An 18,011-nucleotide genomic window follows, 5' to 3' on the forward strand; every position below is an offset into this window, starting at 1 on the left:
CACAAAAGCCTTCAGATCAAATAATCTGAAGGCTTTTGCTTTATGCAAATATTAATGAGTAGACTATTGCACCACCGGGAACGCCGATATCCTTAACCTTGCGCCACCCATTGGTACCAACGTTAATTGCGTTACGGGCTCACTGGTTTTAACCGGGCTTTGCGGCAATACGCTGCATAAGCCGTATTGATCAATCACCCAGTTATCAATCTTTTTCCCCTGCGCTACAATTTGTATAGGTGTGCCGGCATTGGTAAAAGGATTATTGTCTGCAGGCCAGGCGCGTTGCACAACCTTAAACGATTTTTCTGGCTGTTTATCGTCCAGTATCAAACCATAGTTCCAGGCTGATGTTGGATGGATCTCAAAAGATGGCCACTTTTGCTGATCGGCACCTTCCTGCCAGCCCGAATCGCCCATGGCCGTTTTCTTACTGTCGCCCTTAACGTATTTTTCGTCTATCTTTAAAGAGTAAGTTAATGGGCCATAATTTACACTTACACTATTCTTGTTTTTGGCCCACTCGCGCAACGTGATCTGCATAGGTAAACGAAGCATAATTTTATCGCCGTTTCTCCAGGTTTTGGCCAGGCGTACGTAATCGCCGCTTGCGTCAGCAAGTTTAACCGGCGCACCGTTCACACTTACTTCAGCATTTTTACACCATGCAGGGATACGCAGGTAAAGCGGAAAAGAAACTGGTTTAGCTGTGTTAACAGTAAAATTCACCTGATCCTGGAACGGATATTTTGTGGTTTCGGTAAGGGTTACCTTTGCACCATTGCCAACTGTTGCATTTACCTTGCCCTCGGTGTATAGCTGGGCTACCAGGCCGTTGTCGGGCGTAGCCATCCAGCTGTTCTCGGCATAGTAAACCCAACCTGCGGCGTGGTTGTGCTGGCAGCAGCGACTGCTAAAGGGGTTCATCATTAAGAATGGCCCGTTGTTATCAATTCCCGGGCTATGGTTTTTGCCATCGCTCAACACCATGTTTGGTGCAGTTAAATAACGCAATGAGCGGTAGTCGGGCATAAACGCAGCCGGGAAAGTATTAAACGCCACATCATCGCAGTTATCGGCCCAAAAGGTATCGCCGGTAATACCCAGCAGCATTTGGTCTGATGTCATTTGCTCAACCATGCCGCAGGTTTCAACTGCCTGGCGCGGATCGTCATATCCTTTTCGTGCGTTCTCATCGGCCCCAAACATACCCCCCGGCACCTGTCCGTAAATATTGCGGATCAGCTTAAAATCGTTATATGTAGCATCCAAATCTTTTGGATCATGGCTTTGCAAATAAAACGTAGCCGGTTCTCTAAAACACTGCGCAATATTTACGTTATGCCAGTTGGGCAGGTTGTTTGCCTGCCGCCAGTTGGCCGTGTTCTTATCAAGCTTCGCGGCAAGGTCAAGCAAAAATTTATCGCCGGTGCGGTTATACAGCCAGTACACACTTGCGATATTATCGCCGCCACGGCTATTTTCCCAGTAATCTTTCAATAGCTTGCTATCCGGCACAGTTAGCTGGTACTTAAAATACCTGGTCATGAACGGAATTACACGCGGATCCTTGCTATACTCATAGTACGATTGCAGGCACCACAGCATTGGCATGTTAGTCCAAAGGTCGCGGTTGCCGTTACGCTCAACAGCAGGGCCGAAATCGCCGTTATCGCGCTGGTTGTTCAGCACGGCGTCAATCCAGAATTTGGCTTCGGCAATCATTTTTTTATCGCCCAGCATGTAGCCAATGTTTGCATAGCCTTTTAGCCAGTAGGGTAATTCCTCCCAGCCGTACTTGCCTTTTCCCTCTTTATTAAGCCAGGCGTTGTCGGTTTTAGATAGCCACACGCTTATCTCACCAAGGTTACCGGTAAGGCCGTCACGCTGCAGTTCGAGCATCTTTTTAAGCCAGCCACCCGCCTTTACACTGCCAACCGGCAGCTTTACAAAATATGCCCTTTGCAGCGGCGCTTTATTGCTTACATAGTTTGCATTTACCGCATTGTTATCAATCTTCTTTAGCACTGTAGCCTTTATTGCCTGTGCTGAAGAAAATTTTATGCCGGCAACACTAATCACAAATGATAAACACAGCAGCTTACTAATATTACTAAGTTGATTCATGACGTTGGTTTTATTTTACTAATGCAGGGTTATATAACTTAACGTTTTCCTGGTGCAGTTTTTCTACCGGCATCTTTATCACTTTCCTGTCGTACGTTAAAAAGCCGTTAATCTCGCCTTCAACATCTGTTGTTTGGGTATATACCGCTGCAGATAGGCCCAAGGTGATCAGTTCCTGCAGCCTGTCGGTAAAGCTGGCGTATTTTTTAAACATGTCATCACCGTTCTTAAAGGTTTGATAGCCCCAGTTCTTCTCCTGCCAATTATGCCCCTCAACAGGCAAGCCCAAGCCGCCAAATTCGCCCAATACAACTGCTGTAGTTTTTCCGAAAATATCCGGCCTTGGCATGGCAGGTTCAGGGTAATTGTGCAGATCAACCATGTGCCCGGTAGTGTAAAAGTTACCACCGCTGGCACTATTAACCAGTCGCGACGGATCATTTTTCATGGTCCATTCAGTTATCTCCACAGTTTTAAACTGGCCCCATGCCTCGTTAAACGGTGTCCAGACAACAATGCTTGGGTAATTATGCAATGCAGCCATAATAGCTGTCCACTCCTTACGGTAATAACCTTCAGATTCGGGCGTGCGCTTTTGTTCAGTGCCATGGTCAATTACACCGGGGCGGTTTTCCCATCCGTTGCCAAGGTCGCCGCTTGGCATGTCTTGCCAAAGCAACATACCCTGCTGATCGCAATAGGTGTAATAGCGGGCAGGCTCAACCTTAATGTGCTTGCGTATCATGTTAAAGCCCATCGCCTTCAACTTGTCAATATCATACGTCATAGCCTCGTAGGTTGGCGGGGTGTATAAGCCATCCGGCCACCATCCCTGATCGAGCGGGCCATACTGGAATACAAATTTATTGTTCAGCATTATCCGCTGTACGCCGTTTGCATCCGGCGCTAACGATATCTTACGCATGGCAAAATAGCTTTTGACATCGTCAACAGGCTTGTTGCCGCGTACCACGGCCACCTTTAAATCGTACAGAAACGGATCGGTGGTTGACCATAAGTGAGGGTTGTTTACATTAAGCACGGCAGTAGCACCTGCATCAACCGTCTTTTCGTCAATTACGATTTTGCCATTCATGGCCGTTACTTTAATCTTGTCGCCCGGCTTAGCGTTGGCCACATCGGCAGAAATCGTTAGCGTTTTAGCATCGATATCCGGCGTTTGTTTGGTTGATGCAATGTGCGTATTGGCTACACCTTCCAGCCAAACAGTTTGCCATATACCCGTAACAGGTGTGTACCAAATACCTTCGGGCTTTTTAACTTGTTTACCACGCGGCTGCGGGCCATCATCTGTCGGGTCCCAGACGCTTACTACAATATCCTGGTTGGCACCGCTTTTAAGGAACGGCGTGATATCAAAACTGAAAGGATCGAAACCACCTTCGTGCTTACCTGCGCTTTTGCCGTTCACAAAAACCTCTGTACGCCAGTCAACCGCGCCAAAGTGCAGCAACACAGTTTTACCTTTTAAAGCGCTGTTTAATTTGATGCTGGTTTTATACCAAAGCATGCTATCCTTACCAACGGTTTTACCTACGCCCGATAAGGCCGACTCCACCGCGAAAGGCACCAGTATTTTACCGGCATAAACCGTTGGTTGGCTGTTAGCCTTTGGTTGGATTGCATAGTTCCACAAACCGTTTAGGTTTTGCCAGTTGCCCCTAACCATTTGCGGGCGGGGATATTCGGGCAGCGTGTTTTTAGGGTCTACCTTTTCTGCCCAGGGTGTTGTGATCCTGTTTTTGATAAGGTGCCAGTTGCTTTGTTGCGCATTGGCCGATAGGCTAGCCGCTGTGAGAAACGCAAGGCAAAGTTTAAGTTTTTTCATTATAGAGCTTTAGTTGTTTATAAATGCTTTTGCGGCTGTAATTTATAAAAAAACCGCCCATTTGAAGGCGGTTTTTGCTTTTACGTTAAATTGCTTCTTAAAAGTATGATTTTAAAGGTGAGCTCGAGGCAACCAAATTTAAACCTTACAATCGGTTGGGATAGTCTGATATAATGCCATCTACACCAAGTGCCTTTATTTCCTTTATCTTTTCGGGATCGTTAACTGTCCACGGAATGATCTTGATTCCCTTAGCATGGCAGCCATCAACTACATCCCTGGTTACCATCTTATAATCGGGGCTGTAAATAGTGGGTTTAAAAGAAAGTGTGGCAAGGTTTTCATTCAGAGTCAATTTATTTGACACCAGCCAGGCTGTGGGTACTTGCGGATATTGCAGGTGCATGATCTCGAGCGTGCGGGCATCAAACGATTGAATAATAACGCGATCAAGTACCTTTTTATCTTTTAAAACGCCTATCAGTAAGTCAACAAACTCTTTTGGCCCGGGATGTTCAATATTATCTCCTTTTGGGCTAGTCTTGGTTTCGATATTGTAATGCGGCGGCTTGGCTCCTTTTTGTTTAGCGTATGCTTCCACAGTATCAATTAAGGCCGATAATAAGGGGATATTCACCTTCATTTTCTGCTGCTCCGGAAATTGCGGGTAATACTTGCTGCCAACGTCATATGTCTTAATAATGCCATAAGGCATGTTGTACAATCTAAGTGCCTTACCGTCTGCTTTTGTCAGCGTATCGCCGTTTGGTTTTAAAACGAATTTTGGATTGAGATACTGGTCGTGGGATACAATGGGTAGCTTTTCTTCACTGAACGATATATCCATTTCAAGCGTAACGCCCAAATCGACTGCCTTTTTCATGGCTGCGATAGTATTCTCGGGCATAAGGCCGCGGCCACCGCGATGGCCCTGTTTATCAAACGTCTGCTGCGCCGTGGCGGTTTGCGTGATTAGGGTGGCTATTGCAATTGTAAGTGCTTTTGTAAATTTATAAGTCATGCTAACCGTTTTTGTAAAAATAGAAAAGCCGCCTACAATGTAGGCGGCTTAGTTTTAAAATATATTAGTTAGTCAATTTGTTTCCGTCGGCACCGCCCTCTATGTCGGTTAAGCCGGCCGTGGCTGAAAGCGTCAGGAAAGTAAATGTGCGCGGTGTTATCCAGGTTTTAGCCGTTGCATCAAAATTACCGCCCAACTTTACAAATATCCCGGCATCGGCAGGGGTCGAGTGTGGTATTACGTACTGATTGGTTCCCTGGAAAAAGAACGGCTGTGCTGCACCAGTGCCGTCAACGCTGCTATAGCGGTCGTTATCTGCAACGCGGTAACCTTTATTTGTTGTAGCATTATACATGGTGGTTTTACCCGTACCGCCAAATATAATAGCATCAACCGGTACAGATGCTTCGGTAACGGTTACCCCATCAAAAATGGCAATACCGCCTGCATTACCGCTGTTTGGCAACAAGCCCGAGCTTTTGCTGCCGAAACCGTCGCCATCGTTAGTTACATAAGCTATAGCACGAATCCATTTGGCAGAACTGATATCGGTAGTGTTTGGCCCGTTGATACGCTTATTGCTACCACCTACATAAAAGAACTCGCCTTTGGCAACGGTGCCTTCGGTAAGGTTAAATTTATACGTACGACCACCACCGGTTGCCCAGCCTGCTCCCGGTGCATCGCCTGCGTTTGGTGCAGCAGTGCCTGCATTGGTACACGTAACCACAGCCATAGGTGTTTTACTGAAATCGATAGCACGGGTAGCCCTGAACTGGAAGTACTCGTAATTACCATCGGCACCTTTGGTATCATTGATGTAGCCTGTTATAATTACCGGTGCTTTACCCAAATTCACGTTGGGGTCTGGCGGGGCGGTTATATCGCTCACGTCTGATATGCCGCGCGGCCATAACTGCAATATTTGCCCGCCGTTGGCATCCTGGCCAACAAATAAAATACCTGCTACGGTTGCGCTTGCCGGTAGTTTGGCTTTCGCAAAGCTTGATGTTGCTTCGGTATGCAGCATGATGCTGTCTGCACCATTTACCAGAAAACGGTCGCCGGCAAATGTGTCCTCAAACGTTGGTGCCGGGGATACCGTTGCTGTTTTTATCTGTACCAAAGTATTTTCATATTGATCCGGGTTTTGTTTGATAGAATAGCTTGATGCCGATGTGACCCTAACAGCATTATTTTCTGATACCTTTTGGATATTAGCCTGTGTAAGGCCTGTTATTTGTAGCGAGCCGTTTACACGTTTTAACACTGTATTTTCAACATTGATAAGCAACGAATCGCCGGAGTGATATGTGCCGGCTAAGTCGCCAAGGTTAAAAGAGATGCCGCGCAAAACGCCCCTGCGATAATTTTGCATCACAACTACACCTACCGGCACGTTGCCCGAATCGGGCCTCGAGATTACCGTTCCAGTAATTTGGTAAGCACCCAGCATGTTATCTTTTGTTAAAGTAACATCATTACCCCTGTAAATTGCGCGTAAATCGCTCACGGCAATAATTGGGCTAAGCTGCCCCTCGGCAAAATTCTGCTTTTTGCATGAGCCAAGCGCAAAAGCGGCCAGGCAAAGCATTATGTAAAAAAATCTCATTTTCATATCTGTTTAATTTCTGATAACCGTTTTAACTATTTCTGCCACCAAACTTTGGTGTTAATATCATCGGCACCCTGTGCAGCTACCGCGGCATTGTAGTTTGCCGTATTACTGGTTTGCACATATGTTGGATAACTTAAGCGGGCCGGCATTTTTCCGCCGTTTAGGAAGCCCGGCCCCGTAGGCAATACCGGGTGGCCGGTACGGCGATACTCAAACCATTGTTCCAGGTCGGTAAAAAACAGTGCGTAGTATTTCTGCTTGTGTATAAGCTCCATCTTTTGATCCAGCGTGTAGGTATCATCCCACTTCACTTTCTGGAAACCAAGGTACCCGGTTGGTACCGTCAGGTTCCAAAGGCTAATGGCGTTGGTGGCACCGGTTTCATAGTAGGTTTTGGCCGATTTGGTTGTCCAGCCTTTTGCGGCGGCCTCAGCTAAAATAAATTGCAACTCCGAATAGTTCATCACATTGCCTAGCAGCGCCTCTGTTTGTAACGAAGTAAGCAGGGTAGATTTCGACGGCGGCGCCTGGCCCGGCTGGTAACCGCTTGGGATGCCTGCATATTCACCATCGGCCAGGGTGGCCCAGCGGCCAATACGCGGGTCGCTCCACTCGTTCAGGTTATCTACAAAAAAGCTGGCGAGTTTTGGTGTATACCAATCTGCGGGGCGCCATGTAGCAAATGGCGACACGTACGGCGATACGCCTGTCCATTTTAATATGGCCGAATCATCATTGCTTGCCATAACCGGGTAGTTGGCCGGGTTGGTATCAATCATTTCGGTAATTTTGGCCGGCGTATTCAACTCTGTTTTAGCCGAAACCCTTAACAGCAACCTGAGGTATAATGAGTTACCAAACTTGCGCCATTTAGCAGCATTACCCCCAAATAGCGGGTCGCTTGATGATGCTACATTTGCGCCTGTTTTAAGCAACGTATTTGCTTCTTCAAGTTGCGCAAACATACCTGCGTAAATATCCTGCTGCTTATCAAACTTAGGCGTAAACAATCCGTCCTTGCCCTGGTTGGCCTCGGTAAAAGGCACATCGCCATAGGTATCTGTAAGTAGCGAGAATACCCATGAGCGGCATATCAACGCAATAGCCTGGTAAGTTGGGCTTGCTGTTTCGACACCACCGCGGTAAACATCGTTAAGATTGGTTAGCTCCAGGTACCAGTTGCGGTATAAATAATCGGCCTCGGCTTTGCGTACATCATAACGGAAAATTTTGCCGTCGCCGTCGCCCATGTTTACCGTTACCTGCATCAGCTCGTTTTGTATGCGCTGGCTGCGGTTCATGTTTGTAGCCACAATATCAGTTATTGATTGAGCCAGCAAAGCCTGCGGAAGCGGTTTTTCGACCGCGTTAGGGTTAACGCTTAATTCTTTAAAGTCCTTCGTGCAAGATGTTGTGCACAAAGCTGATACTAATGTTACCAGATAAATGATACGTATATTGGTTTTCATCGTCATAATAATTAAAAGGCTACAGTTAGGTTAACACCAAAGGTGCGGGTTGAAGGGAACTGCCCCAGCTCGAAACCCCTTGCAATGGTTGGCGTACCCTGCGCATTGGTGGTAAGGGTACCAAACTCAGGGTCAAAACCCGGCCAGTTGGTAATGGTTAATAAATCGCGGCCGTAAATGCCCAGCGTAGCACGCTGCAAACCAAGTTTACTTAATACTTTAGGGCTAAGGCTGTAGTCAAACCTTGCTTCGCGCAGCTTTATATAATCGGTTGAATAGGTTGCACCTTCTACGTTATCGCGGCCGTAATGCGCATTGTAATACGTTGGTATATCCTGTGCAATTACATTGTTAGGGCTGTATGTACCATCAGCATTACGGATTACGCCGTTACCAATTATACCGTTGTACCTGCCCGGTAGCGTATTGGTGGTTTTACCCTGCTCGGCCAGTACAGCAGCTGTAAGCGAGTAAGCCACTGCACCATATTGGGCATCAACCAAAAAGCTCATGCTAAACTGTTTGTACCTAAACTGGTGGCCCATGCTCATTTTCCAAAGCGGGATAGAGTTGCCGATGTATTTAACACTGTCTGTCAATTGCGGGTAGCCGTTTTGGTAAACTATCTGGCCATCAGGCGAGCGCTGGTAGCCACGCCCATATAATGCGCCCATGCTGTTACCAACTTGTGCCACTACCTGGCCCCTGCCACCCGGGCCGCTTTGCAATGTTAAAGGCAGATCATTTGTTAATGATATCACCTTATTGCTATTGGCCGAGAAAGTGTAGTTGATGTTCCAGTTGAAGCTTTTTGTTTTAACAGGTGTACCGTTTGCGGTGATCTCGATACCACGGTTTTGCACATCGCCTGCGTTTATCACCGCCTCGTTGTAGCCTGTTGCGGGATCGAGTGCGTTGCGCAAGATTTGCGATTTGGTGTTGCTTTTATACAAAGCCACATCCAAACCTAAACGGCTGCCAAAGAAACGGATATCGGCACCAATCTCAGCACTGGTTGTTCGTAACGAGCGGAGATCGGGGTTAGCCACCAGCGTTGGGTTATACAACCCGCCGGGGAACGTGGCACTTGCTACATAATTATATGATGTTAAATACGGGTCCTGCCCGCCGCTGCCCACGCTGGCGTATGAGCCGCGAAGTTTTGCATAGCTGATAAACGATGGCATTTTAACCATTTCGGATATTACAGCACTTAAGTTAACCGACGGATAGAAGAACGATACGTTGCGGGTTGATGTAGCCGAAGCCAAAACTCCGTTCCAGTCGTTACGCCCGGTTATGTCCATAAACAGGAAGTCTTTATAACCAACTGTGGCAATACCATAAAAGCTGTTAATCTTGTATTTGCTTTGGTATGGGTAAGCTACCAACACACCCGCCTTATTGGCCAGCGTGTAAACGCCCGGATACAAAAGCGAATCAGCACGCAAGTCGGCACGGTTGTACGTATTTACAAGCATGCTACCACCTGCAGATATGGAAGCCGACCAATCCTTATTGATTTGCTTGGCATATCGTAGCAAGAAATCGTTGTTGATTTCTTGTGAATTGATGCTTTGCGTACGGAACATACCTTTCCTGAACTTTTCGGTATCGTAAGGCCTTTGCTGCGAACGCTGATCGTATGATGTGGTAAGCGCAGTACGCACCATGATGCTAAACTCCTTTGTAAAGTTGTAGGTTGCCTGTATGTTACCCAACACATCATTACGGGTAGACTTATTCAGCATCTCGTACGAGATCAGGTAAGGGTTATCCGGGAAACTGCTGAACGGGTAGCTTTGGTTGATGTTGGTTTTACCCGGCAACCAGTAATCTTTTAACCAGGCTAAATCACCATTTGGTACCCAAAACATGTTCCAGTACATCAACGATTGATTGTTGTAACCGGTTGACGGAAGGTTGTCGCTGGCTTTGTTGGTATAGCTGATCTTGGCATTGATCTGCAACTTATCGGTAACCTTTTGATTAGCGGATAACGCTACCGTGTTACGCCCGTAACCTGTGTTTGGCAGTATCCAGGTGTTTTTAACATTGGTGGCCGAAAAACGTACCGATGTTTTATCGGTACCGCCATCAAGCGTTACGCTGTTAGTGTATGTTTTGCCGGTTTCAAAAAAGTCTTTACGTGCATTTGGGTAAGCTACCCATGGCGTGCGTGTGGTACCACCGGTATGCGTAATAGGATCATACTGAAAATACGACTGCCCATCAAACTTGGGTCCCCATGCCGAGCTGGTGCTGCGTGTGCTTGCGCCGTCGGCAGTGGCACCAAATGAGTAGTAATTTTCGCCATCGGCACCCTGTCCGTATTGGTACTGATAATCTGGCCAGCGTGATATTTGCTCGAAGGCCGTATTGGAGTTGATTGTTACACCAATGCCTTTTTTAACGCGGCCGCTTTTAGTAGTAATAATTATAGCGCCATTGGCACCGCGCTGGCCATAAAGTGCAGCAGCACTTGGGCCTTTTAGTACGGTTATATCCTGTATATCCTCTGGGTTGATGTCATTTAAGCCGCTGCCAAAATCCACCGGCGATTCGCTGTCGAGATAAGCGCCGTTACCGGTATCCGTGCGGCGGCCGCTACCGTGGTTAATAACCACACCATCAACCACAATTAATGCATCATTTTCGCCTGTAAGGTTACTTTCGCCGCGTAAAATAATTTTATTTGAACCGGATGGGCCACCGTTTGAGCGGATAAGGTTAAGACCAGCCACCTTGCCAGATAATGCATCCGTCCAGTTATTCGATAATGCTTCTGTTAACTGCTCGCCCCTTACTTTGGTAACGGCATAGCCCAACGCCTTTTCCTCGCGTTTAATACCAAGTGCAGTTACCACAACCTCGTTAAGTGCGTTGCTGGTAATGCCCATTACTATTTTGGTATCTTTCGTATTTTTGGCGAAGGCAGTGGTTTGCGGCTCAAAGCCAAGCATGGAGAACGTAACGTTTGCGCCACTTGTTACACGGATGTTAAACCTGCCGTCGGCATTGGTAATGCCCAGCATCTGTTTGTTGCTGCTCACGGTAACGCCTATCAGCGGCAGGTTATCATCGCCAGAGAATACTACGCCACTTACAGCTACAACATCAAGCTTTTTGATGACCAGGTTGCCGCCAATGTTTTTCATGCCTACGTTGGCCTGTATCTCTACCTGCCTCATCAACTCATCAAGGCCCAGATTCCTTGAGGCCAGGTGTATTACTTTGCCTGTGTTGATATCGGCATCGTATGATACCCTGAATTTGTAAACCGCTTGCAGGCGGTCAATTATTTGGGCAATGCTTACGTTATTGCTAAAAGTGAGTTTGTTATTGTTGATCTGGGCAGTCGCTGTCAGCACCGTTGCAGCGGTAATGAAGCAGCATAGCAATAGCTTGCTCATGTTAAGTAAAAGTTTACGATACATAGCGTTTGATTAATATATGAGGATAGAATTTTCGTTTTTAAACCTGTATTTGATGCCTGTTGCATAGTGCAGGCCATCCAGCATTTTGGCAAGGCCGTAGTCTTTCATTTCGCCGCTAAAGCCGGAGTGCTTGTTTGCAGAGGCGGCAACCTCGACCCTTACATTATAGTAGCGGGTTATTTTTTGCGCTATTTGTGCGGCATTACTGTTATTAAAGTATAGTACACCGTTTTGCAAGCTGGCCGCATCACTCACATTTACAGGCGTTTTATTAATTTTTGCATTGGCCAGCATATAATTGAGCTGCTCACCTGCTTTTAACATGGTGGTTGTTTTGCCGTTAACTACGCCAACCAGGCCGGTGGCTACCTTAACTTCTTCATTGTTACCCTTGCGCGAGTAGACATTAAAGGAGGTGCCCAATACGTTTACTTTTGAACTATTGGCGGTATTTACAATGAATGATTTTTGGGCATTGTGCTTAACATCAAAAAACGCTTCGCCAGTAAGTGTAACCTCCCTTGTTTTGCCGCCGAAGCTGTTGCTCACCACAAGGTTTGAATTTGGGGCCAGGTAAACTACAGATCCGTCGGGCAGTTGTACCTGCCTGCGTTCTTTAATTGTTTTTACAATTACCGGGGCATTGTTTGCACTGTCATGATGTATCCGTAGCGAATACCAGGTAGCAAAGCAGGCTATTAACACTGTTGCAGCTATACTAAGCAGGCCAAATAATCGAGTTATTTTTCCCTTTTGCTGACTGGGTGTTGTTTGCTCAAAAACACGGTCGAGCACTTTTACCCATTCCTTATGCACTACATCGTCGCTAACCGGCTGGGTAAGCTGTTTTTGTTTTAATTGCAGTTGTTTCAGTATAATTTTATTCTCGGCTTTTTCGCTAACCCAGGCTTCGACAGCGGCTATCTCTTCTGCCGTTGCTTCTGCGTTAACGTACCTCATCAGTAATTCCCAATTCATTTGGTGATCTTTACATAAAGAGGCCCGGGAAGCCCTATTCCACCAAAAGAAATTGTTAATAGTGGATAAACTTTTTGTTAAGGACGGTTTGAGATAGTGGGTAGTTGGCAGTTACTAGTTAGAAATTTGCATTTCTGTCATTGTGCCACGTTGCTATCTTTTAAAAAAAAGCGGCCCGCTCGCCGGGCCACCTATTTATTAAATTAAAACACGTTAAAGGGAAATCTCTTGCGAGTATTGCTTACCAAATCTATCGGTAGCAACAACCTTAATGACTTTTGCCCCGGCAGACGGGCGGGCAAAAAACAGGTGGTCGGTTAGGGTTGGGTCAACCCATTTATGTTTTTTAGGGAGTTGGTCGCCGGCATACAACTCAACCGTCCAGGGGTCAAAATCAACGCGCTGCTGCATAGAGCCTTTCGGCGCGCCATCCTCAAACCACTCTACCTTCCATTGTTTATCCCAGTTCCAAACGTTGGCCGCAACTTCGTCCGGCGCATTTTTCACATAGCCTTTTGGGTAAATTTTAAGTTGGTAATCTTTTGGCTTATTGGTGGATTTATAGAACCAACTGATGTCGTTGCCCTGTACTTCATAAACGGCGTAGCCTTCAGGCGTGCCGTCACTGCATATCGGGCCTGTCCACCAGGCACCGCAAATGGTACCGTGTACGTGCTCGGTTATATTGCCGTTTTCCCATTTTTCGTTCATATGGGTGTGGCCCGACATGATGTGCACCTTATAAGGCGCTAATATTTTATATAACTGCTCGCGGTTTGATACCGTTCCGCCCAACTCTTCCTGTTTATCGTTGTTGCGGCGCATGGCACCCGTATTGGTTGGGATATGCAACGATACCACCACGGTGCTGCCTGGCTTCACTTGCTTTAAATCCTGCTCCAGCCATTGCAACTGTGTTTCGGTTAGGTAGCCTATATATTTTTTAGCTGTGCCGATGAAAAACACATCATCCAACATTACATAATGAATATTGCCGCGGTTAAAAGAGTAGTATGTAGGGCCAAAGTTTTGCTTAAAGGTATCGGCCGAGTAATCATCTGTGCGTGCGTTAAGGTCCATATCATGGTTACCTATCACGTTAAAGAACGGAACACCCGTTATGCGTACAGCTTCGCGGTAATCCTCAATCAGTTCAAAGTGATCCCATACAAGGTCGCCGCAGCCAACGGCATGCACAAGCGTCCCGGCAGGATAGTTTGATACCAGGTCACGTAGATCGGGTGCCGGGCGGTCAATCAAGGCCTGCGCATCTTTTTTAGATATAATTTGCGGATCGGCCCACACCACAAACACATGGTTTTTATCATCCTTTTCCAAACGCTCCAACTGAAAGTTGGCCGTAAACGTGTTTGACTTGGTATCAATTGCCTTATAAAAATTTGCAATACCCTTATTATGCGGTATGGCGTAACCTGCCGGGATGGTAATGTATACAAACCTGGCGGTCTTATTGCTTAGCAACTGATAATTGCCGCTTTTATCTGTAAGGGCAATATTAACGCCATCGGTTACGGCAACGTTAGGTATGCCTGCACCGTTGCTTTGCACCCTACCTTTAAGGGTAAGGTTGGTGATGTCAATTTTATCAGCAAGGCCGGGGGTAGTTGGGTTGGCAAGGGTAATACCTGCAGGCACAGTAAGCGCTGCGCCGCCAAGGCCAAGCACTTTTATAAAATCTCTTCTGTTGGACATATCTCTCGGGGATTGATTTGTTGCTTTTTTAAAGTAAGAGCAACTAAACAGCAATTTCCACCAAAAGAAATAATTAAATTAACGTGAAGATTATGTTAACAAGCATGAGCCCGCCGGCAATAGTTGCTTTATCATAATTGCTGTTATTCATATAATAACTCAACTGCTCAATGGCCTCGCGCATGTTGTATTCAACTTTCTTTTCGGTTATGTCGAGCGTTTTAGCTATTTCATGATTTTTTAAACCACAAAGGCGCAGGTGTATTATTTCCTTACGTGTGGCGGGCAACTTGTTCATTAATTCTTCAACTATCCGTATCGACTCTTTGGCTACAATACGCTCGAGTGGGTTAAATGAATCTTCGGTGATGTCCCAGTAATCTTCTGTAAGTGCACTGGCCGACTGTACATTCAATGCCTTCAGGGAACCGTTTCGCGCGGCACGAAAAAGGTATGACTTAATGAATTGAATCTGCAGCTTGTCTTTTTGTACCCAGAGATTCAAAAAAAGATCAGACAGTACATCTTTAGCCAGATCATCGTCCTTAACTATAGATTTTACGTACCGGTACAAAGCTGCGTAATGTTCCTTGAAAACATTTTCGAATTGTTGCAGATCAAAAAAGGGGGGAGTACACACCGTTTCCATAAACGTCACAAAGTTAATAGTAAGGCATTTTGGCAACTAAAACCTCTTATTAAGTTTATGTTAATTTTTGATCGTTGCTTTAGACATAGATTTGAGGCCGTAAATTTTTAAACTGGTAAAAACATTTCATCAAATTACTGTTAAATAACAAACGTTTAACTTGAAAGCACAACCTATATATAACTGTTTGCCCTACAGCTTAAAGCGCATGGTAAAATACTTTTGCCTTTGTGTTGGCTTTGCAAGCATAGTTGGTGTTGCCAACGCACAAACCGACACAACAGCCGTAGCACTAACCCCCGATACCGCCAAGAAACAGGTGGCTAACGATCCGGGGTTAAATCAACAATATGATATCGCCGACTTATTCAGGGACGTTTTCCACCCGAATAAAAAGCCTGATACACTAAAGCAAAAATCGGGCATCACCATTATACCCAATGTGGCATCAAACCCAAGTATAGGCTTCCAGATTGGTATCAAGGCGGTTGCGGGTAAAGTTTTGGGCGGTAATCCTAAAACTACGCTACTATCAGTAGCAGCTACTTCTGTATCTATCACCACAAAAAACATCATCTACTTTTATCTTACGCATAACGTTTACACGCCCGGCAATAAATGGAACTTTCAGGGAAGTTTGGTAGCAGCCAAAACCGTTACGCCCGATTTTGGTATCGGTATAGGCAATGCAGCCACCGGAAGCATTGAAGACGAGGTGCTGAGCAACCCATCGCGCAAGCCATATGTGTTAAACGCCTACTACTTTAACCTGCGCGAAAAGGTTTATAAGCAAATAGATAAAGGCCTGTTTTTAGGCGCCGGTATATCTATTGATGCCCGTACCAGCATTAAGGACCGTAAAACGCCCGAAGGCCAATTAACGCCTTATAATATTTATACCGACAGATACGGTTTCCGCAGGGATAAATATTTTTCGAACGGGTTTTTATTCAACGTGCAATACACCACGCGTGACAATCAAAACCGTGCTTACAAAGGTATTTATGCTGATGCCGGTATCCGTGTAAACCAAACCTGGATTGGCAGTGATAAAAATGCGGTACAATTAAACACCGACTTTCGCAAATACTTTAGCCTGAGCAGTACCAACCCCGAGCATGTGCTTGCCTTTTGGAACTGGACATCATTTGTAGTGGGTGGCGCATTGCCATACCTCGAATTACCGGGTACGGGCCGTGACGGTAACTTCCGCAGCGGGCGTGGTTACACCGTTACTTATTTTAAAGGCACACAATACTTTTACTCGGAAATGGAATACCGTTTCCCGATACTTGCCAACAAATTCATCAGCGGGGTGACTTTCCTTAACGTACAAACCGCAAATGATGACTTAGGCACCAAGCTGTTTGACAGGTGGCAGCCAGGCGGAGGCGCAGGCTTGCGCGTATTGTTCAACAAAGCCACCCGCACAAACCTTTGTATAGATTATGCTTGGGGTAAATATGGCGCGCGCGGCTTGTTCCTTGGCTTGAACGAGGCATTTTAACGCAAAGTGCTATATTAGCACTGATGATAAAGGCTTACAAACTTACAACAGGTGCCGACGGCCACTCGCATGTTGAAACCGGCCACCTTACCGACGGTGTTTTTTATAATGCAGCAGCAATAAGTTTTAAAGAAACTGCAGCTCATGGGTTTTTAGACTGGCACCCTGCCCCACGTAATCAATATGTGATATGCCTTACCGGCACGCTTTTGTTTACCATGAACTCGGGCGAAGAATTTACACTAAGCCCGGGTGAAGTACTGATTGCAATGGATACAACCGGCAGCGGCCACAAGTGGAAAATGCTTGGAAACGATCCATGGCGACGCGCTTACGTGCCGTTTAACGATGAAGAGAATATAAATTTTGTATCTGAAGCCAAAGCGTAAAACCATACTGCTTTATATGCGTTAGCTTTTTAAATCAACTAACACACTATGAACAGTTTTTTCAAAGCATTGATAGCCGGCTGGGGCGCAAAAAAATTAGGCGGTGGCTGTCTGTCAACCATTGTGATATTCATTATCATTTACACCTTATTGGGTAAATGCGATAATGACCCTAAGGCAGCACCTGTACCTGCAAAAGCGAAAGTGCACAGCGTAAGATAACACACCATAAACTATTTCATTTGCCCTGGCTGCTGCCGGCGGCAAATGAAATAAATTTGCCTACATCATATCGGTATTCAGCATTGCCTTTAAGATATTTGCCTGCGCATCAAAGTTGGCAATGTTCTGCATAAAGTTAACATCAGATATTTTCTTGTAATGGTCGGCCATCAACTGCCTGATATTGGCAGGCAAATTGGTTTTGGCTACCGCGATATTGCTTAGCAGCTGGTCATTCTTGTTCTTCAGCTCATCAACAATATTATCATGCCTTTCAACAGCAATTGTTTTGCTGATGGCTTTCATTTCGTCAGCATCGCAAAGCAGGAACAGATTACGCGTTGGATAAAAAATGTAGAAAATATCGGTATCGATAATTTTGTAAACCTCAATAATAAGGTTGCCGGTCTTTAAGCCGCAAAAAAACGCCGATTTAAAATCGTACTTGCAAAGCAGCCCCATCAGTTTGCGCTGTATTATGGCGTGGGCATTAGTATAAACCTCCTTTGGTTCAAACTCAATCAACTTCATGAGCACATCACTCTCTACCGAAAAATAAAATTCGTTGGCGTAACGCGCGCTAAACTGATTTATATTTTTAGAAAACGGATAGTTGGATGTATCGTCAGACAGTTCCTGATACAACCGCCTCAGCGATGTGTTTATTTTCAGCGATTGGCGCTGCATCTCCAGCTTGAAAGATGCTTCGGTAAGTACTTCGCTCTCCAGGCTGGCAATTAAATCATTATTCACGTGCATTTCGTCAACCAAAATGCTTACGCTTTTCTCGTTGCTTTTTTTAATCTTCTTTAACAGCTCAACCACTGTTTCGGTGAACTGTAAATGAAACAGCTCGAGCTTGTTGACGTCCAGCTCTTCGCTGTTTTCAAACAATTGATGAATAACCTGTGTGCGCAGGAATACCTTGTAGATAATATCATCAGCAAAAAAAGCTGCTAAAATTTGCAGCTTACTTATTATCCTTAAAGAGTGGGTTAGTATTTCCTTGCGGTTATCATCCATTCGCCGTAA

13 protein-coding genes are annotated in these 18,011 nt (G+C 45.7%); 3 read left to right on the forward strand and 10 right to left on the reverse strand.

The features are described 5' to 3' along the window. Positions 1-63: 63 nt before the first annotated feature. From FPZ43_RS04820 to FPZ43_RS04860, 9 genes are all read right to left on the reverse strand, one after another. Positions 64-2,127: a beta-L-arabinofuranosidase domain-containing protein gene (locus FPZ43_RS04820; protein WP_146380725.1), complete on the reverse strand. Its 2,064-nt coding sequence runs from the start codon at positions 2,125-2,127 to the stop codon at positions 64-66. A 10-nt stretch (positions 2,128-2,137) separates the two neighbouring features. Then, positions 2,138-3,976 (reverse strand): glycoside hydrolase family 2 protein, encoded by a 1,839-nt coding sequence (locus FPZ43_RS04825; protein WP_146380726.1) that lies wholly within the window; start codon positions 3,974-3,976, stop codon positions 2,138-2,140. Between the two features lie 145 nt (positions 3,977-4,121). Next, entirely contained in the window at positions 4,122-4,997 is an 876-nt protein-coding gene (locus FPZ43_RS04830; protein ID WP_146380727.1) for a glycerophosphodiester phosphodiesterase family protein, read from the reverse strand. A 64-nt stretch (positions 4,998-5,061) separates the two neighbouring features. Beyond that, complete coding sequence (locus FPZ43_RS04835; RefSeq protein WP_146380728.1) at positions 5,062-6,615, reverse strand: DUF5689 domain-containing protein; 1,554 nt, start codon at positions 6,613-6,615, stop codon at positions 5,062-5,064. A 29-nt stretch (positions 6,616-6,644) separates the two neighbouring features. Then, entirely contained in the window at positions 6,645-8,084 is a 1,440-nt protein-coding gene (locus FPZ43_RS04840) for a SusD/RagB family nutrient-binding outer membrane lipoprotein (RefSeq protein WP_146380729.1), read from the reverse strand. Positions 8,085-8,095: 11 nt separating this feature from the next. Then, a complete protein-coding gene (locus FPZ43_RS04845; protein ID WP_261380988.1) occupies positions 8,096-11,521 on the reverse strand; it encodes a SusC/RagA family TonB-linked outer membrane protein in 3,426 nt (1,141 codons plus the stop codon). A 9-nt stretch (positions 11,522-11,530) separates the two neighbouring features. Next, positions 11,531-12,499 (reverse strand): FecR family protein, encoded by a 969-nt coding sequence (locus FPZ43_RS04850; RefSeq protein WP_146380730.1) that lies wholly within the window; start codon positions 12,497-12,499, stop codon positions 11,531-11,533. 213 nt (positions 12,500-12,712) lie between these two features. Continuing rightward, entirely contained in the window at positions 12,713-14,212 is a 1,500-nt protein-coding gene (locus tag FPZ43_RS04855; protein WP_146380731.1) for a calcineurin-like phosphoesterase C-terminal domain-containing protein, read from the reverse strand. Between the two features lie 73 nt (positions 14,213-14,285). After that, positions 14,286-14,861, reverse strand: coding sequence for a sigma-70 family RNA polymerase sigma factor (locus FPZ43_RS04860; protein WP_146380732.1), 576 nt, complete (start codon positions 14,859-14,861; stop codon positions 14,286-14,288). Positions 14,862-15,069: 208 nt separating this feature from the next. Here FPZ43_RS04860 and FPZ43_RS04865 point away from each other — a divergent pair, with 208 nt between their 5' ends. Genes FPZ43_RS04865 through FPZ43_RS19220 form a run of 3 tightly spaced genes read left to right on the forward strand, consistent with a single transcriptional unit; the run spans position 15,070 to position 16,979 of the window. Then, positions 15,070-16,368: a BamA/TamA family outer membrane protein gene (locus tag FPZ43_RS04865; RefSeq protein WP_146380733.1), complete on the forward strand. Its 1,299-nt coding sequence runs from the start codon at positions 15,070-15,072 to the stop codon at positions 16,366-16,368. Between the two features lie 23 nt (positions 16,369-16,391). Beyond that, the gene (locus tag FPZ43_RS04870) at positions 16,392-16,757 is read left to right on the forward strand and encodes a cupin domain-containing protein (RefSeq protein WP_146380734.1); all 366 of its coding nucleotides are present in this window, start codon (positions 16,392-16,394) and stop codon (positions 16,755-16,757) included. Positions 16,758-16,805: 48 nt separating this feature from the next. Next, entirely contained in the window at positions 16,806-16,979 is a 174-nt protein-coding gene (locus FPZ43_RS19220) for a hypothetical protein (protein WP_186461765.1), read from the forward strand. A gap of 60 nt (positions 16,980-17,039) precedes the next feature. Here the strand turns inward: FPZ43_RS19220 and FPZ43_RS04875 are convergent, their stop codons facing one another. After that, positions 17,040-18,002 carry a hypothetical protein gene (locus FPZ43_RS04875; protein ID WP_146380735.1) on the reverse strand — a complete coding sequence of 321 codons (963 nt, stop codon included), beginning with the start codon at positions 18,000-18,002 and terminating at the stop codon, positions 17,040-17,042. Positions 18,003-18,011 lie beyond the last annotated feature (9 nt).

This window comes from Mucilaginibacter pallidiroseus (genome assembly GCF_007846085.1).
Taxonomy (GTDB): domain Bacteria; phylum Bacteroidota; class Bacteroidia; order Sphingobacteriales; family Sphingobacteriaceae; genus Mucilaginibacter; species Mucilaginibacter pallidiroseus.